Genomic DNA, 23091 nt, shown 5'->3' on the forward strand with positions numbered 1-23091 from the left:
CCACACCCCATTTTCACCCCAGCAGCGCGTCCGGAGGGCACCTTTAACTCACGAGCGGCGCAGCCGCCTACGGGGTTTCGGGTTCTACGTACCGCGGGAAAACCGGCGCGGGAGCAGGCAGGGGAGTGCCCGCCACGAGCGGTGTCGCCAGATCCGCGAACTGTCGGCGATCGGGATCCTGGCCGACGAGATCGAGGATCTTGTTCGCAGATTCCGGCATCAGTGGCTGGACGAGGAAGCCGACGGTGCGGACTATCTCCAGCGTCACGTACAGCACGGTCTCCATACGGGCCGGATCGGTCTTGCGCAGCACCCACGGCGCTTGGGCCGAGAAGTAGCGGTTCGTCTCACCGAGCAGCGACCAGATCGCATCGACCGCGAGATGGATTGCCTGGCTGTCGAATTCCTTGCGGACCCGATCGAGCAGACCGGCGGCGAGGTCGAGCATCGTGCGATCCTCCGCACTGAACTCACCTGGCGTCGGGACGACACCGCCGAGGTTCTTGGCGACCATGGTCAGCGAGCGCTGCGCAAGGTTGCCGAGTTCGTTGGCGAGGTCGGTGTTGATACGGCCCACGATCGCGTCGTGGTTGTAGTTGCCGTCCTGCCCGTAGGAGAACTCGCGCAACAGGAAGAAGCGCAGCTGATCGAGGCCGTACTCCTCGATGAGCGCGATCGGGTCGACCCCGTTACCGACCGACTTCGAGATCTTCTCGCCCCTGATGTACAGAAACCCGTGTACGAAAACACGTTTCGGCAGTTCGATCCCGGCCGACATCAGGAACGCAGGCCAGTACACGGCGTGGAATCTGGTGATGTCCTTGCCGATGATGTGCAGGTCCGCGGGCCAGAACTTCTTGAACGCTTCGGATTCGGTGTCGGGGAAGCCCGCAGCGGTGAGGTAGTTGGTGAGCGCGTCCACCCAGACGTACATGACGTGATCGGCGTGGCCGGGCACCGGCACACCCCAGTCGAAGGTCGTCCTCGAGATCGACAGGTCGCGCAATCCGCCTTTGACGAAACTGACGATTTCGTTTCTGCGCGTTGCGGGTTCGAGGAATTCGGGGTGCTCGGCGTAGAGCGCGAGCAACTTGTCCTGATAGGCAGAAAGGCGGAAGGTGAAGTTGGCCTCTTCCGTCCACTCGACCGGCGTCTGCGTTTCCGTCGAGACGCGGGTGCCGTCGCCCTGGACCGTCGTCTCGGCTTCGGCGTAGAACGCTTCGTCGCGCACCGAGTACCAACCGTCGTAGGTATCGAGGTAGATGTCGCCGTTCGCGAGCATCCGCTCCCAGATCGCCGTGCTTGCGAGCTGATGGTCGGCGTCGGTGGTTCGGATGAAGCGGTCGTAGGAAATGCCGAGCGCCTTGTCCAAGTTTTCGAACACGTCGGAGTTGCGGCCTGCGAACTCGGATTCGGAGATGCCTTCAGCGCGTGCCGACTGCTGAACCTTCTGGCCGTGCTCGTCGGTGCCGGTGACGAAGCGGACGTCGAAGCCATCGAGCCGTTTGAAGCGGGCGAGTGCATCGGCGGAGATGTACTCGTAGGCGTGTCCGATGTGCGGTGCACCGTTCGGATACGCGATCGCTGTTGTGATGTAGAAGGCAGGTCGGTCAGATGCGCTCATGGTGGCGCCTATCGTAATCGGCGTGAAGTCGGACCGTCCCGCACCTGACCTGCCAGAGCCGTTGGCGCAATTGGTCGACGCCCATACCCACCTCGACGCGTGCGGCGCGGTCGATGCGGACGGTGTTCGTGCCGCGGTCGACCGTGCCGAATCCGTCGGTGTCGGTCGGGTCGTGACCGTCGCCGACGACCTTGCCGCAGCTCGTTTCGCTGTCGACGCCGCGCAGTGGGACAAGCGTGTGTTCGCCGCTGTCGCGATCCACCCGACCAGGGCCAACGTCCTCGACGACGTGACGAAGGCCGAAATCGAGCGGCTCGCCCGCGACCCCCGGACCGTTGCGGTCGGGGAGACCGGTCTCGACTACTACTGGCCGGGCAAGCTCGAGGGCTGCGCGGATATCGTCGAGCAGGTCGAGGGTTTCCGCTGGCACATCGACCTCGCGAAGCGGCTGCGCAAACCGCTGATGATCCACAATCGTGAGGCCGATCACGATCTCCTTGCAGTGCTGCTCGACGAGGGCGCGCCGCAGACGGTGATCTTCCACTGCTTCTCGTCGGACGCGAACATGGCGACCGCATGCGTCGAGGCTGGCTACATCTTGAGCTTCTCGGGGACCGTCAGCTTCAAGAACGCGCGCGAATTGCACGAGGCGGCCAAGCTCGTGCCCGACGATCAGCTGCTCGTCGAAACGGACGCGCCGTATCTGACGCCGCATCCCTACCGTGGCGCACCGAACGAGCCCTACTGCTTGCCCTACACCGTCAGGGCCCTCGCGGCGCTGCGTGGACAAGACCCCGAAGAGCTCGCGCTGGCCGCTACAGCGACCGCTGAGCGGGTCTATCGACTGCCCTGGAATTGAGTCTTGCTACCGCCGCGCGCGTCGACGATGCCCGATCGGCGAAACCCGTTATCGAATCACACGGCCTATGCGGGATCGTGACCGGGTAAACCGCAGGTCAACGCGCTGAGGTTGCGATACCCTTTTCCGTTCGTTACCGTACTGTTACCATGTCAGCAATCAGTCGGATCAACAACGCCCGATCGCCGCTGCTGTATGCCGTCGTCGCAGCCGTTCTCGCGACGCTCATCGTCGGTGGCGGACTTGCGATCGCGAAGCAGAAAACGATCACGGTCGACGTGGACGGCGAGTCGATCTCGTTGACCACGATGACGAACGACGTCGAGGGCGCAATCGATGCCGCGGGTTACTCAATCAAGGAACGCGACGTCGTCGCGCCTGCACTGGACACGCCCATCAACGATGGCGACACCGTGGTCCTGCGTCGGGCCCGTGAGGTCAGCCTGACGGTCGACGGTCAGCCCCGTCAGGTCTGGACGACCGCATTGACGGTGGACGAAGCTCTCGCGCAGCTGTCCATCGCGAGCGATGTGCACACCTCGGCATCACGCTCGCAGCGGCTGCCGCTGGAGGGCGCCAACCTGGACATCCTCAATCCGCGCGTCGTGAAGCTCGCTGACGGTGGCGTCGAGGCAGTAGACGTCCGTCTCGCAGCGCCGACGGTCGGCGAGTTCCTCGCAGCCAAGGGTGTCCCGCTGGAGCAGGCAGACACGGTGGAGCCGCCGGCAACCACGCCGTTGACCGAAGGTCTGCAGATCGCGGTCACGCGTAACCGAACGGTCAGCAAGGTCGAGACGATGCCGGTCGCACCGCCGGAGAACATCATCGAAGACCCGACCATGAACATGTCGCGTCGTATCGACGAAACGCCGGGCGTGCCGGGTGTGCAGGACGTCACCTTTGCGGTCAACGTCGTGAACGGCAAAGAGGTCGGCCGCCAGCAGGTGTCGGCGAACATCACGACGCCTGCCCAGCCGAAGACCGTTCGGGTCGGCGCCAAGCCGGGCACCGAAGTTCCTCCCGTCGAGAACGGCGCAATCTGGGACGCGCTCGCCCAGTGCGAGGCGACCGGAAACTGGGCCATCAACACCGGCAACGGCTACTACGGTGGCGTGCAGTTCGATCAGAACACCTGGGAACGTCAGGGGGGTCTGAAGTACGCGCCCCGCGCCGACCTCGCAACTCGCGAAGAACAGATCGCCATTGCGTCGGTCACCCAGCGTAGTCAGGGCTGGGGCGCGTGGCCGTCCTGCACGTCGCGCCTCGGCCTTCGGTAGCTTCCTCCACAGGCTAGATTGCGGGAGTGACAGATTCCCGTAACGAAGCCGCTCTGCTCGGTCCAGCCGAGGTTCGTGCGCTCGCTGCCGAACTGGGAGTCAAGCCGACCAAGCAATTGGGGCAGAACTTCGTGCACGACGCCAATACGGTGCGGCGCATCGTTGTTGCCGCAGGCGTCGGCCCCGAAGACATTGCGCTCGAGGTAGGGCCAGGGTTGGGATCGCTCACCCTGGCCCTTCTCGATGTCGTGGCAGCGGTCATCGCCGTAGAGATCGATCCGGTACTCGCGCAACGTCTTCCAACAACCGTCGCCGATCGTGCTCCCGCGCTCGCCGACCGTCTCACCGTCGTCGAGGCCGACGCCCTTCGGGTTCGATCCGAGGACCTGAACGCTGCTCCGACCGCACTCGTCGCCAACCTGCCGTACAACGTCGCTGTGCCGGTGCTACTGCATCTGCTTGCCGAATTGCCGAGTATCCGAACGTCGTTGGTGATGGTGCAGGCAGAGGTCGCCGACCGTCTCGCCGCGCCGCCCGGCAGTCGCACCTACGGTGTGCCGAGTGTGAAAGCGGGCTTCTTCGGGACCGTCAAACGCGCCGGGGCGGTTGGGCGGCAGGTATTTTGGCCCGTACCGCAGGTCGAATCGGGTCTCGTCCGGGTCGAGCGTTACGCGGATCCGCCGTGGCCGACCGACGAGGCGCACCGTAAGCGTGTGTTCGCCGTCGTCGATGCGGCTTTCGCGCAGCGCCGCAAGACCTTGCGAGCCGCGCTCGCAGGCTGGGCCGGGTCGACGACGGAATCGGAGCGCCGCCTCCTCGCCGCCGACATCGACCCATCCGCACGCGGCGAGACTCTCGACACCGCTGCCTTTGTCAGGCTCGCTGCGACCACCTAGCTAATCGCTACCGCGCGACCCGCGCCGCCAACCCGCTGTTCAGGACGACGAACACGCTCGACAACGCCATCGCCGCACCGGCGAGCATCGGGTTGAGCAGCCCCGCCGCAGCCAAGGGAATGGCGGCGACGTTGTAACCGAACGCCCAGAACAGGTTCGTCTTGATGGTGCGAAGTGTCCTGCGGGACAGGCTGATCGCCTGCGCAACCGACCGCAGGTCGGCACGGACGAGAGTGATGTCGCTCGCCTCGATCGCGACGTCGGTGCCCGTTCCCATCGCCATGCCGAGATCGGCTTGCACGAGGGCCGCAGCGTCGTTCACACCGTCGCCGACCATCGCGACGACCGCACCGCCCGCCTGCAACTGTTTGATCGCGTCGACCTTGCCGTCGGGCAGCACGCCTGCGATGACGTCGCCGATACCGACCTGATCGGCGACCGTGCGCGCAATCGTCGGATTGTCGCCCGTGAGCAAAATCGGTTTCAGGCCGAGTCGCACGAGGTCTGCGATTGCCGCTGCGCTCGTTTCCTTGACCGTGTCGGCGACTAGCAATAGACCACGCACCGCGCCGTCCCAGCCGACGCCAACGACTGTGTACCCCGAACTCTCGGCTGCAGTGGCGGCGGTGTCGAGCTCGTCCGACAACCGCAGCGACCTCTCGGCCAGGAAACTCGTTCTGCCCGCGACGATCTCGACACCGTCGACGATGCCCGTGACACCACGACCGCCGTGGTTGGCAAAGTCGGTGACGCCTGCGAGGGTGCCGATGCGGTCTCGTGCACCGGCGGCGACGGCACGAGCGACGGGATGCTCGGAAGCATCCTCGAGTGCGCCCGCCGTGCGAAGTAGCCGATCGGCCGATTCGCCTGCGGCAGTGACGACATCGGCGAGCCTCATCCGCCCCGTCGTCACCGTGCCGGTCTTGTCGAGCACGACGGTGTCGATTCGCCGACTGGATTCGAGGATCTCGGGACCTTTGATGAGAATGCCAAGTTGGGCCCCACGGCCGGTGCCGACCAACAGCGCTACCGGCGTCGCCAGGCCGAGCGCACAGGGGCAGGCGATGATCAGGACGGCGACTGCAGCGCCGAACGCGGCCTGGACAGGGTTGCCCGCACCGAGCCAGAAGCCAAGGGTGGCAACAGCAATCGCGATGACGACGGGCACGAAGACACCGGCGATACGATCTGCGAGTCGTTGGACCGGAGCCTTCCCCGTCTGCGCGTCCTCGACCAGTTTCGCCATCTGAGCAAGCTGGGTGTCGCCGCCGATCTTCGTCGCACGGACCGTAAGCACCCCGCTCGTGTTCACACAGGCTCCGACGACGCTGTCGCCGACCGTAACTTCGACGGGGACCGATTCGCCGGTGACCATACTCATGTCGATTGCGGACCCACCGTCGACGACCACGCCGTCGGTCGCGATCTTCTCACCTGGCCGCACCCGGAACAGCTCGCCGACGGCGAGTTTGCCTGCAGGGATTCGAATTTCGTCACCGTCGCGAAGTACGGTCACCTCCTTGGCGCCGAGGTGCAGTAGGGCTCGCAGTGCCGAACCCGCATTACGTTTGGATCGCGACTCGAAATACCGTCCGGCCAAGATGAATACGACGACACCGGCCGCAACTTCGAAGTAGACGTTCGCCGCCGCGTCGGCGCGGTCGATGGTGAAGCTGAACGGATGGGTCATGCCGAGTTCGCCTGCGCTGCCGAAGAACAACGCATAAAGCGACCAGGTGTACGCGGCAATGGAACCGATGGAGATCAGGGTGTCCATCGTCGCTGCGCCGTGCCGAAGATTCGTCAAGGCAGCACGATGGAAGGGCAGACCACCCCATACGACGACGGGCGACGCGAGTGCGAGCGAAAGCCATTGCCATCCCGAAAACTGCAGTGCTGGAACCATTGCCAAGGCGATGACCGGCAGCGTCAGTGCCACGCTGATCGCCAACCTGGAAAGTCCGTCGTCGGTCTCGTTGGCTCGATCAGGGGTCGGTAGTTCGGCCGAGTAGCCCGCGCGGGCGACTTCCTCGATCAGCAGGTCAGCCGAAATCGCTTCTGGATAACTGACTTTGGCACGTTCGGTCGCATAGTTGACTGTCGCGTCGACACCGTCGAGTTTGTTCAGGCGCTTCTCGATGCGCGCGGCACAGGAGGCGCAGGTCATGCCGGTGATGTCGAGTTCGACAACGTTGAGCGCCGTCGCATCGGGTGCGTTGACAGTCACGAATGCTCCCCGTGTGCGTGCACTGTGAATGCGGCGGTCCGAACCACACCCGCGTGCTTGAACTCGAGAAACAGGCGGTAGCTGTCGGCGCTGATGGCCTGTGCGTGGAACGCGATGTCGGGTCCGGCGTCGGTCTTTTTTTCGGGATGGACGTGCAGGTAGGCGAGGTCCGTGGCGCGCAGTGCGACCAGATGTCCGTTCGCGCCGAGATAGGGCTCCAGGTCGCGAACGGGTTCGCCGGCACGAGTGACGGTGAAGGTGAGTGGCCCGCCGTCGGTGCTGAGTTGGCCATCGAGGGTCACCGTGTAGTCGTCGACCACTGCTGTTGTACTCGCCCCAGGAAGCGGGGTTGCGGCGTCAGGTCCCGATATCTCCAGCGTCCGACCCAGGGTCACCTGCCCGCCTCCACCGGTCGGTGCGAAGTCCGCGAATACTCGGTACGAGCCGCCGGTCGGCCAGGTCCAGTCGACGGTCCAGGTGCCGTCCTGCGTCAACGTCGGATGGAGGTGCCGGTACTGGCTGGTGTCGGATTTGACGATGATCAGATGCAGTTGCTTTTCGTGGAGCGTGTCGAACGCGGTGACTTCGTCGTTCGACGCGTCGAGGATCCGAAAACTCAGCTGACCTGCCACGCCCGCGTCTGTCGGTGCCGATATGTCGCCCAGCGTGTAGCCGTTCCGGGTGTCGACGGTCCCGTTTGCAACGGCTGCATCGTGCCCACCGCCGTGTGCGTCCGTATGAGCAGGGGCCGTCTCGGTCGGCTCGCCGACCAGTGATCCGACGCCGAAAGCGATGCCGAGAACTGCGACGAGGCCCGCACCGTAGAGGCCGAGTTTCAGAGGAGTCCGCATCAGGAACGCACCGCCTGGTAGCCGGCTTCGTCGACCGCGGCGACAACGTCATCGTCGGAAACGGTTGTGGCACTGGAGAAGGTGAGCCTGCCAGTGGCGAGTTCGACGTCCACGTCGGTGACGCCGGGGATGGCCGACACCTCTTCCCGAACCGACGCGACGCAGTGGGCGCAGGTCATTCCGGTGACGGTGTAGGTGGCTGTCGGCATTGCGACTCCTCGCGATCGTGGTCGTACGGATACGGTGTGGGGGTATCCGGCTTTCGATTCGAACCATACCCCCTAGGGGTAGTTACGGCAAGGAGCTCACGCCTTCGCGTACCGCGCGCTCAATCTGGCGTGCCGCTGCGCGATCGCCTGGCATTCCGCTCGCAATTCCGGCGGGTCGAGGACGGTGAAGTCGACGTCGAACTCAGCGAGCCACCGGGCGAGCGACGTCTGGCTGTCCGACACGAGCACGATCACACACGTGTCGTCGTCGCCTGCCTCGACCGTGCCCCAGTCCGAGTGGACCATAGGTGCGATCTGCTCGATCGGAGCATGCAGCAGTATCCGCGCCTGCGTCTGCTGAAAGGCACGGTTGATGCCCCGTGCGACGAACTCCGCTGCGCCACCCGCGGGCAGCGCACGAGCGGTGAAGCGCGGACCCGTCGGAATCTTGGGGGTCATCCGGTCGACGCGGAACGACCGCCAATCCGACCTGCTCAGGTCCCAGCCGACGACATACCACCGCAAACCGGCTCGGACCAGGCGATACGGCTCGATCTCCCGCCGACTCTCCGTACCGTCGTGGGTCCGGTAGTCGAAACGCAGCCGCTCGCGGTTGTGGCACACCGAGGCGATCGTGGCGAGCACGCTTGCTTCGACGGCCGATTTCGCCTGTGGCCGCGCGACGACGTCGACCTGCAGTGCGTCGAGTCGATGACGCAATCTCGACGGCATCACCTGTCGCAGTTTGGTCAGCGCTCTCAGCGAGGGTTCGCCTATGCCGACGATCGGTCCCGTCGCACCCGACTGCAAACCGAACGCGACCGCCACTGCTTCCTCGTCGTCGAGGAGCAGCGGCGGCATCTCTGCGCCCGCGCCGAGCTGATATCCGCCGCCGACCCCGACCGATGCGTTCACCGGATAGCCGAGATCGCGCAACCTGTCGACGTCGCGGCGGACCGTTCGCGACGTCACATCGAGTTTGTCCGCGAGCTCTGCCCCTGACCACTCGCGCCTGGTTTGCAACAGGGAGAGCAGGCGAAGCAGCCGTGCCGATGTTTCCCACATAAGAAATACGGTGCCACCAAACGAGGACCGAAGCTGTCCTAAATCGGTCGTAACTTCTCTTTCGAACCGACCGAACGAAGGGGAACGACATGATCGAGACCAGGGGTTTGACCAAGACCTTCACCCGTAAGAAGAACACTGTCGAAGCGGTACGCGGCATCGATCTGGATATCCGCGAGGGCGAACTCGTCGCACTGCTCGGACCCAACGGTGCAGGCAAATCGACCACGCTGCGAATGCTCACCACACTGCTTGCTCCCACCGCTGGCACGGCACGCGTCGCGGGGCACAGCATCATCGACGACCGAGATGCAGTTCGTCGTCACATCGGCTACGTCGGCCAGGGGAGCGGGGCCGGCAACAACCAGCGGGTCCGTGACGAGTTGTTCACCCAGGGCCTCTGCTACGGACTGACGAAGGCAGATTCACGCGCGCGAGCGGAGGAATTGACCGAGGCGCTCGAGTTGACCGAGTTCGCGGGTCGGACGGTCAGCACGCTGTCGGGCGGCCAACGTCGCCGCCTCGACATCGCGCTCGGGTTGGTCCATCGCCCGCCGCTGCTGTTCCTCGACGAGCCGACCACAGGTATGGACCCGCAGAGTCGCGCGAACCTGTGGGAGCACATTCTGCGACTGCGCAAGCAAACGGGAACCACGATCGTGCTGACGACGCACTACCTCGACGAAGCCGACTCGATGGCGGAGCGCGTGATCGTGATCGACAAGGGCATCGTCATCGCGGACGACACCGCAGCCGCGCTCAAGGACGACCTGGCGAGTGACCTCGTCGTCCTGACGGTGACAGATCCCACCGCCGCCGCGCGGGCCGCCGAGGAGATCCACCGCCTCGACGCTGTGCGCGACGTCACGGTCGGCGGTGACCGGCTCCAGATTCGAACCCGAAACGGCGACAAAGCAATTCCCGAACTATTGCGCGCAACCGAGGCGGTCGGCATCCGGGTCGAGGCGGTCGATCTTTCCAGGCCGACCCTCGACGACGTCTTCCTCGGTCTCACCGGACGCAGCCTTCGCGAAACCCAGCCCGCCTGATCACCGCCTGCCTCACTTCGAAAAGGACACAGACATGAGCACAATCGCATCCGACTCCAGGATCGTCATGACCCGCGAGCTTCGACCCGCACTCCGAGATCCGTTCACGGTGGTCTTCAGCCTCACCCAGCCGCTGATCCTGCTCGCGCTGTTCGGACCGCTCCTGGACGGCGTCCCCGGCATGGGACCCGACGTCTGGAACTGGTTCGTCCCCGGCGTACTCGCGATGATCGCGATCTTCGGTACGTCGATGACGGGTTCCAACCTGCTGCAGGAACTGCACGACGGTTCCCACGAGCGGATGTTGGTGACGCCGTTGCGACGATCGTCGCTGCTGATCGGTCGTGCTTGCAAGGAAATGATTCCGCTCGCGGCGCAGGCCGTGGTGATCTTGCTCGTCGCATTGCCGCTAGGTATGAATCTGAACCCCGCGGGAGCAGTTGTCGGCATCGCGATACTCGGCATCTTCGGTGTCGGTCTCGGTGCGCTGTCCTACGCACTTGCTCTCGCGGTTCGTGACCAGGACTGGGTGTTCTGGACAGTCCAGCAGACGCTGCTCTTCCCGATGCTGATCCTCTCGGGCACGATGTTGCCGCTCGACAATGCTCCCGGCTGGATGAAAGCGCTGGTGACGATCAATCCGCTCAAGCACGTTGTCGACACCGAGCGAGCGTTGTTCGCGGGCGATTTCGCGCTCGGTCAGCTGTCGACGGGGATCGCAGCGGCGGTCGGGGTTGCGGTCGTCGGACTCGTCGTCGGAAGCAAATCCGTCAAGTAGGCGGCTGCGCCGCTCGTGAGTCCTTTCGGTGGTCCTGACCACCGAAAGGACTCACGAGGCCTACGGCCCACTAGGCTTGCACGCGTGCTTTCCGTCGTCCCGCGCCCTGTAACGGTTCGCGCTCCCGCAAAGGTCAACCTGCATCTGGCAGTGGGTGACCTCCGTCCCGACGGCTACCACGAGCTGACGACGGTGTTCCAGGCGCTGTCGCTCACCGACCAGGTCGAGATCTTTCCAGCCAAGGAATTGACGATCAGGGTTCGCGGCGAAGGCGCGCGTGACGTTCCGACCGATCGAGGAAACCTGGTGTGGAAGGCCGCGACGCGTCTCGCCCACCTTGCCGGTCGCGAACCTGCGGTCGAGATCGCGATAGACAAGTCCATCCCCGTTGCCGGTGGCATGGCAGGCGGGAGCGCAGATGCGGCGGCGACGCTCCTCGGACTCAACGCGCTGTGGCATCTCGAGCTGAGCCGCACCGAACTTGCAGCGCTTGCGCTCGAACTCGGCAGCGACGTCCCGTTCGCGCTGCACGGCGCGACCGCCATCGGAACGGGACGTGGCGAGAAGCTGCTTCCTGTGTTGTCGCGCAACACGTTCCACTGGGTCATCGCTTTCGCGAAGGGTGGTTTGAGCACCCCCGACGTCTTTCGTGAACTGGATCGTCTGCGTGGCGCCGGCCAGCCACCGCGAATCGGGGACGCCGAAAAGCTGATGCAATCGCTTGCAGCCGGCGATGCACGCCAGCTTGCCGGACTGCTCGGCAACGACCTGCAAGCCGCTGCCCTGTCACTCAAACCCGAACTACGCCGAACGCTCCGAGCTGGAATAACGGCGGGCGCCCTCGCCGGTATCGTGTCCGGCTCGGGACCGACCTGTGCCTTTTTATGTGAAACATCCGATGCCGCAATCGAAGTCAGCGCGGAGCTGGCCGGTGCCGGAGTCTGTCGAAGTCTGCGGGTAGCGACCGGGCCTGCGCCCGGTGCCCGCGTCGTCGACGCCGATGCAAGTGGGAAGCCCTGATGCCGAACCTGATCAACCTCGAGCAAGTCAGCAAATCGTTCGGAATCACGCCGCTGTTGGAATCGGTGTCGATGGGTGTCCACGAGGGCGAGCGCATAGGCGTCGTCGGGCTCAACGGCGGCGGCAAGACGACGCTCCTCGAAGTCTTGACCGGCCTCGAACCTCCCGACTCAGGTCGCGTCAGCGCGATCGGCGGCTTGCGTATGGCAGTGGTCACGCAGCGTGGTGTGCTGCCGCCAGGATCGACCATCGCCGACATCGTCACCGCACCGCTCGGCGGTGAGGAGCACGAGTGGGCCGGTGACGCCCGCATTCGAAACATTCTGTCGGGCATCGGAATTGCCGACCTCGGTCTGGACAGCACGGTCGACAACCTGTCGGGTGGCGAACGTCGCCGCGTCGCATTGGCCGCCGCGCTCGTCCAGGACCTCGACCTGCTCGTCCTCGACGAACCGACCAACCATCTCGACGTCGAAGGCGTCCAGTGGCTCGCCGCGCACCTGCTGCAGCGTCGCAGCGCGCTTGTCGTCGTTACCCACGATCGCTGGTTCCTCGACACCGTCGCCACGAACACGTGGGAAGTTGTCGGCGGCAAGGTCGAGAGTTACGAGGGTGGGTACGCGGACTGGATCTTCGCGAGAGCCGAGCGCGATCGCCAGGCCGACGCGTCCGAAGCGCGGCGTCGCAACCTTGCCCGCAAAGAACTGGCCTGGCTCCGACGTGGCCCGCCGGCCCGAACCTCGAAGCCCCGCTATCGGATCGAAGCCGCGGAGTCGCTCATCGCCGACGTGCCACCGCCGCGCAACAGCGTTGCGTTGGCGTCGTTCGCGCGGCGTCGGCTCGGACGGGTTGTCATCGAACTCGAGGACGCGCGCCTCGAGTCACCCGACCACCGCGAACTGCTCTCCGACCTCACCTGGCGACTTGCGCCGGGGGAGCGGATCGGTCTGGTCGGCGTCAACGGGTCGGGTAAGACGACGCTGCTGCGCGCATTGGCCGGCGATGCACAGCTGTCGGCAGGCAAGCGAATCGAAGGCCAGACGGTCAAGATCGGCTGGCTGCGGCAGGAACTCGACGACCTGCCCGTCGGGATGCGGGTGCTGGAAGCAGTTCAGGACGTCGCGATGCGAACGATGTTGGGCGACAAGGAGATATCGGCGGGCCAGCTGGCTGAGCGGCTGGGCTTCGCTCCCGCGCGGCAACGCACACCCGTCGGTGACCTGTCCGGCGGCGAACGTCGCCGACTACAACTCACGCGCATTCTGATGGCCGAGCCGAACGTGTTGCTCCTCGACGAGCCGACCAACGACCTCGACATCGACACGCTGCAGCAGTTGGAAGACATGCTCGACAGTTGGCCGGGAACGATGGTGGTGATCAGCCACGACCGGTACCTGATCGAACGGGTCTGCGATACAACCTGGGCGTTGTTCGGTGACGGCAAGCTCACCAACCTGCCCGGCGGCATCGAAGAGTATCTACGCCGCCGCGCGACGATGGCGGCGGGAGCGGCAGGCAGCTCGGTCGCGCCGACGGGTGCCGCTCCGACCGATGCTGCGACCTACCGCAACGCGCGCAAAGAACTGAGCAAACTGGAACGCCAGGTTGCGAAGTTGGACGATCGGGAACGAGCGCTACATCTCGCGCTTGCCGACGCTGCACACGATCCGGACAAGGCGGCAAAGCTCGGCGCGGAGTTGAACCAGGTCGTCGCAGACAAGTCCGCCGCTGAGGAGCGCTGGCTCGAGTTAGCTGCTGATCACGACTGACGCCCTTGTACGTTGGGGAATGCAGCTGACGCTCCACTCGTGACCTCGGCGGGCGGGAAACCGCTCGGCAAAGGCGCTAGTGGAGCGTCAGGCGTGTAGGTCAGTTCGCAGCTTCGCTACCGCTCGGCGCGCGTGCCTCGTCGGCGGTCGAATCGGAGCCGGAAGCGTCGGCCTTCGCTGCCCTGTCGGCGGGCTGTCCATCGTCGGGCAGTTGACCGAGCATCTGCAGCAAGGCGAGGCCTGCCGTCGCTACCTTCTTGACCATCTCGTCGTCGGCGCCACGCTCACGAGCAAGCGTGCACAGAGGACAGCCGCTGCAGCCGCTCGGGTCGAGTTCGGTCTCCTTCGCGCCCTCGAGTGCGGGCTTGAACCGTTCCAGCAACGGCTTCGCGTAGGTCTGTAGATCGCTCAACGCACTGAGTAGCTCGACGTTCATGCGGTGGTTCCCCTAGGTGGTAAAGCGAATCGGACTCGGTCGAGCCTAGGCGCGGCGGTTCGGTGCAGTGGCGATAATGGGCGCTATCGGCCAAACTTTTGCCGTATTGGTGGGTTGCACAGGATGTTCCGCTGTTGTTGTGGCGAAGGTTGGCAATTTCCCGCGCAAGTCCAGCTGCGTGTTCTAACTTTTGCCAATGAAGTGGAGTTACGTCTTGCCCGCCGTGCCCGCTGTCGGTGTCGCTGCCTTGGCCGCGTACGACCTCATCCAGAAGCCGCATGCGCTGCTTCGCAACTACCCGGTTCTGGGTCACATGCGCTATCTCCTCGAGGAGATCGGGCCGGAGATCCGCCAGTACATCGTGACCAGCAACGACGAGGAACGGCCGTTCAGCCGGAATCAGCGTCGCTGGATCTATGCGTCGTCGAAGCTGCAGAACAATTACTACGGGTTCGGCACCGACAACAACATGGAGTACACGCAGGGGTACCCCATCATCAAGCACCGCACGTTCTCCACCATCTCGCCTGCGACGGGTCAGCACGCAGGCGAGGAGGACGCGATTCCGGCAGCCAAGGTGCTCGGCGGTCCACGCAACCGGACCAAGGCGTTTCGGCCACGTTCGATAGTCAACATCTCGGCCATGAGTTTCGGCTCGATGTCGGCCAACGCCATCGAGGCGATCAATCGAGGTGCCGCCGCGGCGGGATGTATGCACAACACGGGCGAGGGTGGGCTGTCGCCGCACCACAAGAACGGCGGCGACCTCACGCTGCAGATCGGCACCGCCTACTTCGGGTGCCGAGACGAGAAGGGCCGCTTCGACATAGAGAAGTTGAAGGACGTCGCGGCGTCGGGACCGGTCAAGGCAATCGAGATCAAGCTCAGCCAGGGCGCCAAACCAGGTCTCGGCGGTATGTTGCCGGGGGCGAAAGTCAGTCCGGAGATTGCGGCAATTCGTGGCATCCCGGAGGGTGTCGACTGTGCAAGTCCGTCGCGGCACGCCGAGTTCCACGACGTCGACAGCATGCTCGATTGGGTCGAATTCATCGCTGCCGAAACAGGTTTGCCGGTCGGCATCAAGTCCGCTGTCGGCAACATGGACTTCTGGGACGAGCTCGTTGCCCAGATGGCGACGAATCAGCGTGGGGTCGACTTCATCACGGTCGACGGCGGTGAGGGTGGCACGGGCGCAGCCCCTTTGATCTTCAGCGAGTCGGTCGCATTCCCGTTCCGCGTCGGCTTCAGCGAGGTCTACCGACGATTCGCGGCGGCGGGTATCACCGACAACGTGACGTTCATCGGCTCGGGGAAGTTGGGGTTGCCCGACAACGCGGTCGTTGCTTTTGCGCTCGGCGCGGACATGGTGAACGTCGGTCGGGAGATCATGCTTTCCATCGGCTGCATCCAAGCGCAGAAATGCCACACCGACGCCTGCCCGACCGGCATCACAACTCAAAACCAATGGCTTGCACGAGGATTGGATCCGACGCTGAAGTCGGTCCGCGCGGCGAACTATGTCAAGACCCCGCGGCGCGACCTGCTGAAGGTGTCCGAAGCGTGTGGCGTCGCCCATCCCGGTTTGATCAGCGCAGACGATCTCGACATCCTCAACGGCTGTGAGTCCCGCACTCCGTTGCGATCGGTCTACGGCTACGAAACAGGGTGGGGACAGCCGTCTGTGGTCGACAGTGCAGAGATCACCCGGTTGATGACAGGCGCATCGCACGGTGAATCGGCGCCGGTCTCCGCGACGGCGCGTTAGATCCAGCCCACATACATCACGGCGAACACGATATTGAGTGCCGTGAACATCGACATGAGGAGGACCAGACCCCGCACTACCTCGGGTTGAGTGCGGGCTCTGCCGAGAACGGCGTGATAGGTGCCGAGCAGGATCGGTGCGGCGAGCACCTGCACGGGCAGCATCTGCCGCGGGAAGACGTGGTCGATCGCACTGAGAAATATGGCGATCGCACACGCCGCCGCGAACATCGCAAGACCGATGTAGTGGGTCAGGCGATGGCCGAGGCGAACTCCGACGGTGGTGTAGCCGACTTCGACGTCGGCGTCGTAGTCGGCAAGCGTCGTCGGTAGGTAGATGGCGCAGCCGACAAGCAGTCCCTCGACAACCATGACCCAAGGAAACTCGCCGATGGGTCGAACCACGCTCCAGCCGGCCAACATTGCGAGTGCACCCATCGACACCGCGTTGACAGCGACATCCCAGCCCGGCCGCGACTTCAGTCGGAGCGGCGGGACGCTGTATGCCCAGCCGAGCGTCAGCAGCGCGAACAGCAGTGCGGCAGTGGACAGATCGACCGTTGCGGCAACAAGCAGGGTAACCGACGCGGCGGCGTAGGCGACCCAGGTAGCGGTCCGGGGGGACAGGCGCCCGGACGTCAGCGGCGAACCCGCCTTACGCGGATTGTTGAGGTCGCCTTGGAGATCGAAGGCGTCGTTGATGGCGAGTGTTGCGAGCCAGAACAGAGGGCCGATCACGACGACGCCCGTGACGAGTGGGCGGATGTCACCCACGCAATCCGCGGTGAACGGCGTACAACTGTGTGGCAGGAACTGTCGGGTCGCTAGCACGTAGCCGAGGCAGAATGGCAGCAGCGACGTGATCCATACGCTCGGCCGCGAGAGCGCGACCATCTCGTTCACACGTCGCACGAAGGTATTGGTGGGCCGTTCGTCGATAACCACTGCTCACCACCTCGAAACTCTCGGACTCCAAGCTCTGCAACGACGCAACGACAACGTCCGACCCTCCGCGACGTGCGAACGATCGGACGTTGTCGAGGGCGTGCCTGTCAGCGGTGTCGCTAGTGGTGTTTACCCTGGTAGGTGCGCCTGCCCTTGCCGACGATGTTGTCTTCGTAGGCACTGTCGACCCAGCCGCCCGCGTCGTAGCCCTCGAGCGTGAAGCACGCCTCGCAGAACTGCTTGCCGAACAGCGACAAGTAGATGCTGCGGTAGATGTCGATCGTCTTCTTGGCTTTGTCATGGGCCTCGTCGGCACTCGGATGCGCCGACAGCAACGAGTAGCGGCGGTAGTCCTCGACCGGCTCTTCGGAGAAGCGAACCAAGCCAAGTCGATTCAGGTTGGCGAGGTAATGCTGATCGCGATCCGGCCAAGCACAACCCGCCATGTCCGCGATGTAGCTGATGCCGCCCGCAAGACGTTCGGAGCCGACGTTGAACGGCGTCTTCGTGCGGACGTCGATCGCAGGCTGCGCACCGGCAACGGCAAGGAAGCGGAGGATCCGTGCTTCGTCCGGTACGAGGGCGTCGAGGATCTGCTTGAACGCGGGGTGCTCTTCCCGCGGTTGGTTGGCGACGTTCCACGACAGGTCGATGAGGGCGTCACCCTGCAGCTTCAGATCCTTGAACGTCGCACCGCGCTTGCCGGACGAGCTGACACGGTCGTCCATACCGAGGGCATTCCACGCCGCCGAACGCACTTGCTCGACTCGATGATCGACGATCTCGGTGATCGGCTCGCCAGCGCTTATCTCGTGCGCGATCTCGTTGGCTGTGTCGATCGAGCCCTTGGTCAGTGCACCCATCGCGCGTAGCAGCGACTTGCCTGCCAACTTGGCCAGGCCGGATGCATCGCTCGGGTTGGTGGAGACACCGGTTTTTGCCAGGTCGCCGAGAAGCCCGGCGCCGCCACCGCTCGAGGTGGCGCCCGCTTCGGTCTCGGTTATTTCTTTGTCGTTTTCTGGGGCAGCGTGAGTCATGATCAGGCTCCAAAAATAAGGATGTGGACGGCACCGACAACAACACCGAGTAGACCGCCGTGCACGTAGAGCAGCCACGCGTCCTGTTCGATTGCGGCGTACAACATTTCCATGAACTCACCCGGGGTGAGTTCACGTAGCTTCTGCGACGCGAATTTGTCGAGCTTCTCGGCCTGGAGCTTGCCGAACTCGACGTCTTCGAGCACGCTCGGCGCGAAGTCGAGTGCTGCGCGCTGCGAACCTTCCAGGATCGAATCCAGCTCGCTACCGCCTACGGCGGCTCGAACCATGGTCTTCATCGGTCCGAGGACTCGGGTGATCTCCTGGCCGATGACCGCCTGCAACAGCTTCTGCGTCTTGTCGCCGCGTGGGCCTTCGAGCAGTTCGTGTGCGATGTTAGGGAGTGTGAGCACCTGGTAGGCGATCGCGTGGCCGAAGTCGCCCGCGGCTTCGTGCTGTCGCTTGGCGAACTTGGCCTGCTTCCAGATGTACTTGTAGCGGGGCTGGGGGTCGCCCGGTTCGAACACCATCTTGATGCACAGAATGTTGACGAGAACACCGATGACTGCGGCGCCGATGAGCACCATCAACCAACCCGGCAGTGCCCCGATCAGTGGGATGTAGTGGTAGAAGTGCAGCCAGATCGCCAGCAGAAGGCCGAGTGGGAAACCCATCAGCCCGATGCGAACCATAAACCGAAGTTCGGGGCCACCGAGGCCTTCGATGATGTCCTTGAGGACGCCCGGGTTCTTACGGAGGTAGCCGACGACGAGCAACTTGACGTCGATCAGTTGGTCGACGTTGTCGCCGATCGACTCGAACGCGTGCTTGGTGATCGAGGGCAGTTCCGTGTCGACCCGCTGGTAGAGCACTTCGCGCATCTGCGGTGTGAAGTCCTTCCACAGCGCCGGATGCTGGGTGGCCATTACTTCGTCGACCATGTCGCGCAGCTGCACTTTTGCGAGCACCGCGATGTGTTCGGCGATTGCCTCGGGATCGAGTTCTTGGAAGAAGTCCTTCACATTGCCGATCTTCAGGATGGCTTTGTCGCAACAGATCGCGGCCATTTTTTCGGCTCTAGCAGGTATGAAGCCTTGAAATCCGAGGATGCCTCCCGGTGCGAACACCGGGAGAATTTGCACTTTTCGCGGAAAGAAATTGAATAAAGTTTTGAGGCCGGGGACATAGAAGCCGGTAAATTTCACCGGCGCAAAGAGCATCAAGACTCCGGTCCAGTTCGTCAGTAGCCCCGCGATAGCGCTGAAGATTGGGATGCTGACGATCTCGAGCACAAACTTGCTGTCTGTCAACGCATCCCAGGGGATATTGAACAAGTTGCTAGGTATCTCGGACAAGACGAACGCTCCCTTGTGAACACGTGCAGCTGGGTCGATTGCCAGTAGGACTTATCTTGGACTGCGGCGGTCTGCGCCGTCCTGGAAATGACTCATAAACATTGGTCGAGCGGGGCAGGACAGGATGGATTGCCCGGTAGTTGCGCAGGCAGGTCGCACCTGTCGATCTCGGCTCGTCTATGGCGACGGCCGAACGGTTTTCCGCCGCCGATCGGGCGGCGGATCTCTTCACACGCGGGTGGTGTTCACCAGCAGCAGATTCGTTTCGATACCGTGCGTCACCTTGTTGGCGACGGAACCGAGCAGGCGAGAGGCGCCGCTCATGCCACGGTTGCCCATGACAACGAGCTCGTACTTCCAGGCTTTGGCGATCAGCGCGCTGCCTGCCTGCGGATCTTCGAAAACCTCGCGTTCGATTTCGACACCGGGGGCGTCGCCCTGGACCTGTTCGGCCGTTTCGGCCAGTGTGCGCTCGCCGTCCGCGACGTTCTTTGCAGCCGTGACCAGGCGCGGAGTTGCGTCGATGCCGACTGCGAGGGCGAGGCCCCTTCGGACGGCCTTCACTGCCGTGTCCGAACCGTCCGTTGCAAGCGCAACGAAATTCCACACCTTCGGCGCTGGTTCGCGCGCGTAGAGCACGTCGGCGAGGCTGTGGTGGGCGAGCTTGTTCGACGTACTTCCGACCAAGCGGCTGGTCGCCTTGGCGAGGCCGGCCGACCCGACCGCGATCAGCGCGTCGGGGTTGGTTGTCGAGGCGGCGATGAGAATGTCGTCGGCGTCGCCCTTGGCAGGACGGGTGGTTACGTCGGTTGCGCCGATTTCGCGGGCGAGCGCCGCGGCGTCGTCGGTGATACGAACGGCCCAGTCGTGGCCTTTGTCGTCGGGTCCGTTGCTGTCGTCTTCGTACGAGGTGATCACTTCGAGCGGCACCGCCAGTTGTTTGGCGATGAAAGCCCCGATTCGTACGGCTGCGGTGGCGTCTGGAGAGCCGTCCGTTCCGACGATCACCCGCGGATATGACTCCATTTGTTGATCCTTCCGACGCCGGGGAACGGCACAGCAGTCTGGCCCGACTCGATGTATTTCGTGTGGTCATCGACGTTGTGAGCTGGTAATTCTCCCCAGCTCGACGGGGGATGACGCTACCATCGGGCCACTGGCGCGGGGGGCGCATTCGCCCAATTCTTCCGACCGCGAACCGTAGAACCCCACCGTCGCGACGTGAAAAGAATTTGTGAATCGAGTCGCGAACGATTTGGACAGCAAAAAATTGGACGCCCAAGAATCGGGCGCCGAATTTACACGCCGAAGATGGCCAGGTGGAGGAATCCGGCGAATGCTCCGAGAACGCCGCCGTGGACGAACAACAGCCACTCGTCCTGTTTGATCGCAGACCGCAGGAGTTGGACGAAGTCGTCGGGTCCCATCAAGGCCATCTGCTTGGCGATGAATTCCTTGATATTCGACGACTGCTCGCGACCGAACGCCGCGTCCTCGTAGATCATCGGAGCGAAGGCCGTGACCTCGGTGCTCATCGAGTCCTTGAGGCGGTCGTACTCTTTGCTGCCCATCGCCACTTTGACCATCAAGCGCGCGGGCCCGACGGCTTTGTCCGCGGCCGGTTTCAAAGTGTGTTCGAGCAGTGCCATCGTGCGGTCACCACTCGGTCCGTGCAGCAGCTCGTCGCCGATGTTCTCCAGCGTCATGACCTTCTCGGCGACCATCTCTGCGTACAGCACGGTGATCTCCGGCTGCCGCTTGAGCAGCAGACCCTGGCGCCACGGGCAGAACCACTTCGGGAAAACGGGCTCGAAAATCATGCTGATGCCGATGTAGTTGACGACCCAGCCGATGATGATGCCGCCGACCGGCAGGACGTACCACTCGCGGTGTACGTATTCGAGGAAGAAGACAAGCACGAAGCCCATGGGGACGCCGAAATAGAAGCCGAAGTTCTGCATGAACGTCAGTTCCTTGCGGCCCATGATCATAAAGAGGTCGTTGAGCAGCTGTGGGTTCTGGCTGAAATGCTTGATGACCATCAGCTTGACGTCGATGAGTTCGTCGATGTTCTCGCCGATTTCGACCTTCAGCGCTTCGACGATCTCGGGTAGCTGTTGCTTGATCCTGGCGTGGATCGCCTCTTTGATCGGACTCGGTAGGTTACGCCACAGCGTCGGATTTTCGCGCTCGATGATCTTCTCGACGACGCCACGGATTTCGGCTTCGGCAACTGTCGTGAAATGGGCGGCGATCTGGTCCGGATCCATCGTTCGATAGAAGTCCGACACCCCGCCCAGTTTGGAAAGACCTTTGTCGACCGCGAGGCTGGCCATCTTGTCCGCCCGTGACGGCACAATGCCCTGCCAGCCGATCTTGCCGTCGGATCGAATCAGCGGCAGGACCTGGATCTTCTTGGGTAGCAGCGGGAACAGCGTCTTGAGTCCCGGCGCTTTGAAGCCGTAGAAGGTCAGCGGCTTGAACAGCATCAACACGCCTGTCCAGTTGGTGATGTAGCCGATGATGCCGGTGAACAACGGCACTGTGATCAGCTCCATCAACAGTGTGTTGTATTGGTGCAGCACCTGCGCCTCCTGCTACGTACGACGGAGCGAGAGCGTCCGTGAGATCGGCTGCGGTCAAACTAGCACCCGTACCTCGGCGGCTCGTCGACTACGGCCTTGCTCAGGTAGCCGGGCGTAGCGTGACCCCGGCAGGTATACGTCCGATGGCGCCGATCGGATACACCCGCCAGGCCGCAGTGTTGCGTACCAGCTCGACCGGTGCCCAGCCATGCCCGCGCGAGTCGTCGGAGGCGGCGAAATTGTCTCCGATCAGGAAGAGCATTCCGTCCGGAACAAGTTGTGGTGTAACGACATTCGTCATCTTCCCAGCCGCTGTGCAGCAGTTGCTCGCAGTGGGACCCCAGCGTGCGTTCCACGCCGGGTTGTCGACGATCTGCCATGGGCCCATACCGCCGGGTTGGACGGAGACGATCCCGGTGCGGATTCCTACCTTCTCGATCTTGACGCGATCGCCGGGTAGGCCGATCACCCGCTTGACCACCTGCGCGCCGTTGGTCGAGAACTTTGCGACGACGATGTCGAAACGGTCGATTTCAGGATCCGACCACGGATCGACGACGATGCGGTCGCCGTCGGACAGGGTCGGCGTCATGCTGACGCCGCTGACCGGAACCGAGACGAGGATCGATCCGGCGACCAGAGCCAGGGCAGCCGCGACGACAGCTCCGATGGCGATCAACAGCCGTCGTAACCCAGTGTGGGCAGGCACTCGACCTCCGGATTCCGATCGGCGCAACCGGATGTCGGCTGCGACGAATGAACCCCAAGCTAGCAGCGGAGGTGTCCCGGTTGCCCTTCTTGCTTCGCTACTTGCTGTGTACGAGCTCGCGTCGAGGCTGCTCGGACAGCGGGGTCGAGACCGGAGGTGCGCTCGCCCTGCGCCGGAACGGGGCCGCGATGCTCGCCCGCATGCTCGACCACGTGCGGCTCGGCACGAACAGCAACAGCCAGACCGCGATCATCGCGGGCACCACGAGCCACACGTTGCGCCAGGCGAAATCCACGACGGCGAAGAAGAACGCGATAATTACGATCGGAATTCCGGACATCTTTGCCTCCAAGGGGCGAATTTCTTCCATTGGAACGCGGCATCGTTGCTCGGGCGCTCTTGTTCTGTACAACGCCATTGTCCAGCGCAGACAGCTCTTTTAGAAAGTAAAAGCGAGTGCATTCACAATGCACCCCTGCATTGTGAGCGCGCGCACAATCGCCATTTTCTGAAACGACCTCTGGACGCAAATACACCCCCGGTCTCGGACCGGGGGTGTAAATAGAACTCGTCGGGTTAGCCCAGATCTTTCTCCGGGCTGACGTGCCGGCTTGATCTGTTTCGGATTGGGTTTTC

General features: G+C 63.5%; 21 protein-coding genes. 8 read left to right on the forward strand and 13 right to left on the reverse strand.

All coding sequences use genetic code 11. The features are described from left to right. Positions 1-67 precede the first annotated feature (67 nt). Entirely contained in the window at positions 68-1624 is a 1557-nt protein-coding gene (gene metG / locus ACHIRB_RS11240) for a methionine--tRNA ligase (protein ID WP_395126232.1), read from the reverse strand. A 22-nt stretch (positions 1625-1646) separates the two neighbouring features. Here metG and ACHIRB_RS11245 point away from each other — a divergent pair, with 22 nt between their 5' ends. The 3 genes from ACHIRB_RS11245 (at position 1647) to rsmA (ending at position 4656) form a co-directional block, all read left to right on the forward strand. Continuing rightward, positions 1647-2483 (forward strand): TatD family hydrolase, encoded by an 837-nt coding sequence (locus tag ACHIRB_RS11245; RefSeq protein ID WP_395114616.1) that lies wholly within the window; start codon positions 1647-1649, stop codon positions 2481-2483. A 149-nt stretch (positions 2484-2632) separates the two neighbouring features. Next, complete coding sequence (locus ACHIRB_RS11250; RefSeq protein ID WP_395126233.1) at positions 2633-3760, forward strand: transglycosylase family protein; 1128 nt, start codon at positions 2633-2635, stop codon at positions 3758-3760. Positions 3761-3786: 26 nt separating this feature from the next. After that, a complete protein-coding gene (gene rsmA, locus ACHIRB_RS11255; protein ID WP_395126234.1) occupies positions 3787-4656 on the forward strand; it encodes a 16S rRNA (adenine(1518)-N(6)/adenine(1519)-N(6))-dimethyltransferase RsmA in 870 nt (289 codons plus the stop codon). A 7-nt stretch (positions 4657-4663) separates the two neighbouring features. On the opposite strand, the gene ACHIRB_RS11260 is transcribed toward rsmA, so the two are convergent. The 4 genes from ACHIRB_RS11260 to ACHIRB_RS11275 form a co-directional block, all read right to left on the reverse strand. After that, on the reverse strand, positions 4664-6883 hold the full coding sequence (locus ACHIRB_RS11260) for a heavy metal translocating P-type ATPase (protein WP_395126235.1): 2220 nt from the start codon (positions 6881-6883) through the stop codon (positions 4664-4666). Further along, a complete protein-coding gene (locus ACHIRB_RS11265; protein ID WP_395126236.1) occupies positions 6880-7734 on the reverse strand; it encodes a hypothetical protein in 855 nt (284 codons plus the stop codon). The genes ACHIRB_RS11260 and ACHIRB_RS11265 overlap by 4 nt, the downstream gene beginning before the upstream one ends. Continuing rightward, complete coding sequence (locus ACHIRB_RS11270; protein ID WP_395114628.1) at positions 7734-7943, reverse strand: heavy-metal-associated domain-containing protein; 210 nt, start codon at positions 7941-7943, stop codon at positions 7734-7736. Before ACHIRB_RS11270 ends, ACHIRB_RS11265 begins: the two co-directional genes overlap by 1 nt. 96 nt (positions 7944-8039) lie before the next feature. After that, entirely contained in the window at positions 8040-9008 is a 969-nt protein-coding gene (locus tag ACHIRB_RS11275) for a helix-turn-helix transcriptional regulator (RefSeq protein ID WP_395126237.1), read from the reverse strand. 89 nt (positions 9009-9097) lie between these two features. Here ACHIRB_RS11275 and ACHIRB_RS11280 point away from each other — a divergent pair, with 89 nt between their 5' ends. From ACHIRB_RS11280 to ACHIRB_RS11295, 4 genes are all read left to right on the forward strand, one after another. Next, positions 9098-10057, forward strand: a complete 960-nt coding sequence (locus ACHIRB_RS11280) for an ATP-binding cassette domain-containing protein (protein WP_395126238.1) — start codon at positions 9098-9100, stop codon at positions 10055-10057. 34 nt (positions 10058-10091) lie between these two features. After that, on the forward strand, positions 10092-10835 hold the full coding sequence (locus tag ACHIRB_RS11285; protein ID WP_395126239.1) for an ABC transporter permease: 744 nt from the start codon (positions 10092-10094) through the stop codon (positions 10833-10835). Between the two features lie 84 nt (positions 10836-10919). After that, the gene (locus ACHIRB_RS11290) at positions 10920-11855 is read left to right on the forward strand and encodes a 4-(cytidine 5'-diphospho)-2-C-methyl-D-erythritol kinase (RefSeq protein ID WP_199705400.1); all 936 of its coding nucleotides are present in this window, start codon (positions 10920-10922) and stop codon (positions 11853-11855) included. Next, a complete protein-coding gene (locus ACHIRB_RS11295) occupies positions 11855-13624 on the forward strand; it encodes an ABC-F family ATP-binding cassette domain-containing protein (protein ID WP_199705399.1) in 1770 nt (589 codons plus the stop codon). The genes ACHIRB_RS11290 and ACHIRB_RS11295 overlap by 1 nt, the downstream gene beginning before the upstream one ends. Positions 13625-13724: 100 nt before the next feature. Here ACHIRB_RS11295 and ACHIRB_RS11300 read toward each other — a convergent pair whose 3' ends face one another. Continuing rightward, the gene (locus ACHIRB_RS11300; protein WP_199705398.1) at positions 13725-14060 is read right to left on the reverse strand and encodes a hypothetical protein; all 336 of its coding nucleotides are present in this window, start codon (positions 14058-14060) and stop codon (positions 13725-13727) included. Between the two features lie 196 nt (positions 14061-14256). On the opposite strand from ACHIRB_RS11300, the gene ACHIRB_RS11305 reads away from it, so the two are divergent. Continuing rightward, on the forward strand, positions 14257-15825 hold the full coding sequence (locus tag ACHIRB_RS11305; protein ID WP_395126240.1) for a glutamate synthase-related protein: 1569 nt from the start codon (positions 14257-14259) through the stop codon (positions 15823-15825). Here ACHIRB_RS11305 and ACHIRB_RS11310 read toward each other — a convergent pair. The 7 genes from ACHIRB_RS11310 to ACHIRB_RS11340 form a co-directional block, all read right to left on the reverse strand. Beyond that, complete coding sequence (locus ACHIRB_RS11310) at positions 15822-16769, reverse strand: UbiA family prenyltransferase (protein ID WP_395126241.1); 948 nt, start codon at positions 16767-16769, stop codon at positions 15822-15824. The two genes, ACHIRB_RS11305 and ACHIRB_RS11310, sit on opposite strands and share 4 nt — an antisense overlap. Before the next feature lie 119 nt (positions 16770-16888). Continuing rightward, a complete protein-coding gene (locus ACHIRB_RS11315; protein ID WP_395114642.1) occupies positions 16889-17806 on the reverse strand; it encodes an Abi-alpha family protein in 918 nt (305 codons plus the stop codon). Positions 17807-17808: 2 nt separating this feature from the next. Next, a complete protein-coding gene (locus tag ACHIRB_RS11320) occupies positions 17809-19161 on the reverse strand; it encodes a DUF445 domain-containing protein (RefSeq protein WP_199705394.1) in 1353 nt (450 codons plus the stop codon). Between the two features lie 228 nt (positions 19162-19389). Continuing rightward, positions 19390-20187 (reverse strand): universal stress protein, encoded by a 798-nt coding sequence (locus ACHIRB_RS11325; RefSeq protein WP_199705393.1) that lies wholly within the window; start codon positions 20185-20187, stop codon positions 19390-19392. Between the two features lie 272 nt (positions 20188-20459). Continuing rightward, the gene (locus tag ACHIRB_RS11330) at positions 20460-21746 is read right to left on the reverse strand and encodes a DUF445 domain-containing protein (protein WP_395114646.1); all 1287 of its coding nucleotides are present in this window, start codon (positions 21744-21746) and stop codon (positions 20460-20462) included. 100 nt (positions 21747-21846) lie between these two features. Further along, on the reverse strand, positions 21847-22455 hold the full coding sequence (gene lepB / locus ACHIRB_RS11335; RefSeq protein WP_199705392.1) for a signal peptidase I: 609 nt from the start codon (positions 22453-22455) through the stop codon (positions 21847-21849). A 97-nt stretch (positions 22456-22552) separates the two neighbouring features. Then, positions 22553-22795 (reverse strand): hypothetical protein, encoded by a 243-nt coding sequence (locus ACHIRB_RS11340; protein ID WP_395114650.1) that lies wholly within the window; start codon positions 22793-22795, stop codon positions 22553-22555. Positions 22796-23091 lie beyond the last annotated feature (296 nt).

Origin of the sequence: Antrihabitans spumae (assembly GCF_043944905.1) — a bacterium.
GTDB classification, from domain to species: domain Bacteria; phylum Actinomycetota; class Actinomycetes; order Mycobacteriales; family Mycobacteriaceae; genus Antrihabitans; species Antrihabitans spumae.

What these genes read in the sequence shown, in the direction of transcription:
- metG (WP_395126232.1), bottom strand. Translation starts at nt 1,624, where the DNA reads ATGAGCGCATCTGACCGACCTGCCTTCTACATCACAACAGCGATCGCG.
- ACHIRB_RS11250 (WP_395126233.1), top strand. Translation starts at nt 2,633, where the DNA reads ATGTCAGCAATCAGTCGGATCAACAACGCCCGATCGCCGCTGCTGTAT.
- ACHIRB_RS11265 (WP_395126236.1), bottom strand. Translation starts at nt 7,734, where the DNA reads ATGCGGACTCCTCTGAAACTCGGCCTCTACGGTGCGGGCCTCGTCGCA.
- ACHIRB_RS11270 (WP_395114628.1), bottom strand. Translation starts at nt 7,943, where the DNA reads ATGCCGACAGCCACCTACACCGTCACCGGAATGACCTGCGCCCACTGC.
- ACHIRB_RS11275 (WP_395126237.1), bottom strand. Translation starts at nt 9,008, where the DNA reads ATGTGGGAAACATCGGCACGGCTGCTTCGCCTGCTCTCCCTGTTGCAA.
- ACHIRB_RS11280 (WP_395126238.1), top strand. Translation starts at nt 9,098, where the DNA reads ATGATCGAGACCAGGGGTTTGACCAAGACCTTCACCCGTAAGAAGAAC.
- ACHIRB_RS11285 (WP_395126239.1), top strand. Translation starts at nt 10,092, where the DNA reads ATGAGCACAATCGCATCCGACTCCAGGATCGTCATGACCCGCGAGCTT.
- ACHIRB_RS11295 (WP_199705399.1), top strand. Translation starts at nt 11,855, where the DNA reads ATGCCGAACCTGATCAACCTCGAGCAAGTCAGCAAATCGTTCGGAATC.
- ACHIRB_RS11300 (WP_199705398.1), bottom strand. Translation starts at nt 14,060, where the DNA reads ATGAACGTCGAGCTACTCAGTGCGTTGAGCGATCTACAGACCTACGCG.
- ACHIRB_RS11305 (WP_395126240.1), top strand. Translation starts at nt 14,257, where the DNA reads ATGAAGTGGAGTTACGTCTTGCCCGCCGTGCCCGCTGTCGGTGTCGCT.
- ACHIRB_RS11315 (WP_395114642.1), bottom strand. Translation starts at nt 17,806, where the DNA reads ATGACTCACGCTGCCCCAGAAAACGACAAAGAAATAACCGAGACCGAA.
- ACHIRB_RS11325 (WP_199705393.1), bottom strand. Translation starts at nt 20,187, where the DNA reads ATGGAGTCATATCCGCGGGTGATCGTCGGAACGGACGGCTCTCCAGAC.
- ACHIRB_RS11340 (WP_395114650.1), bottom strand. Translation starts at nt 22,795, where the DNA reads ATGTCCGGAATTCCGATCGTAATTATCGCGTTCTTCTTCGCCGTCGTG.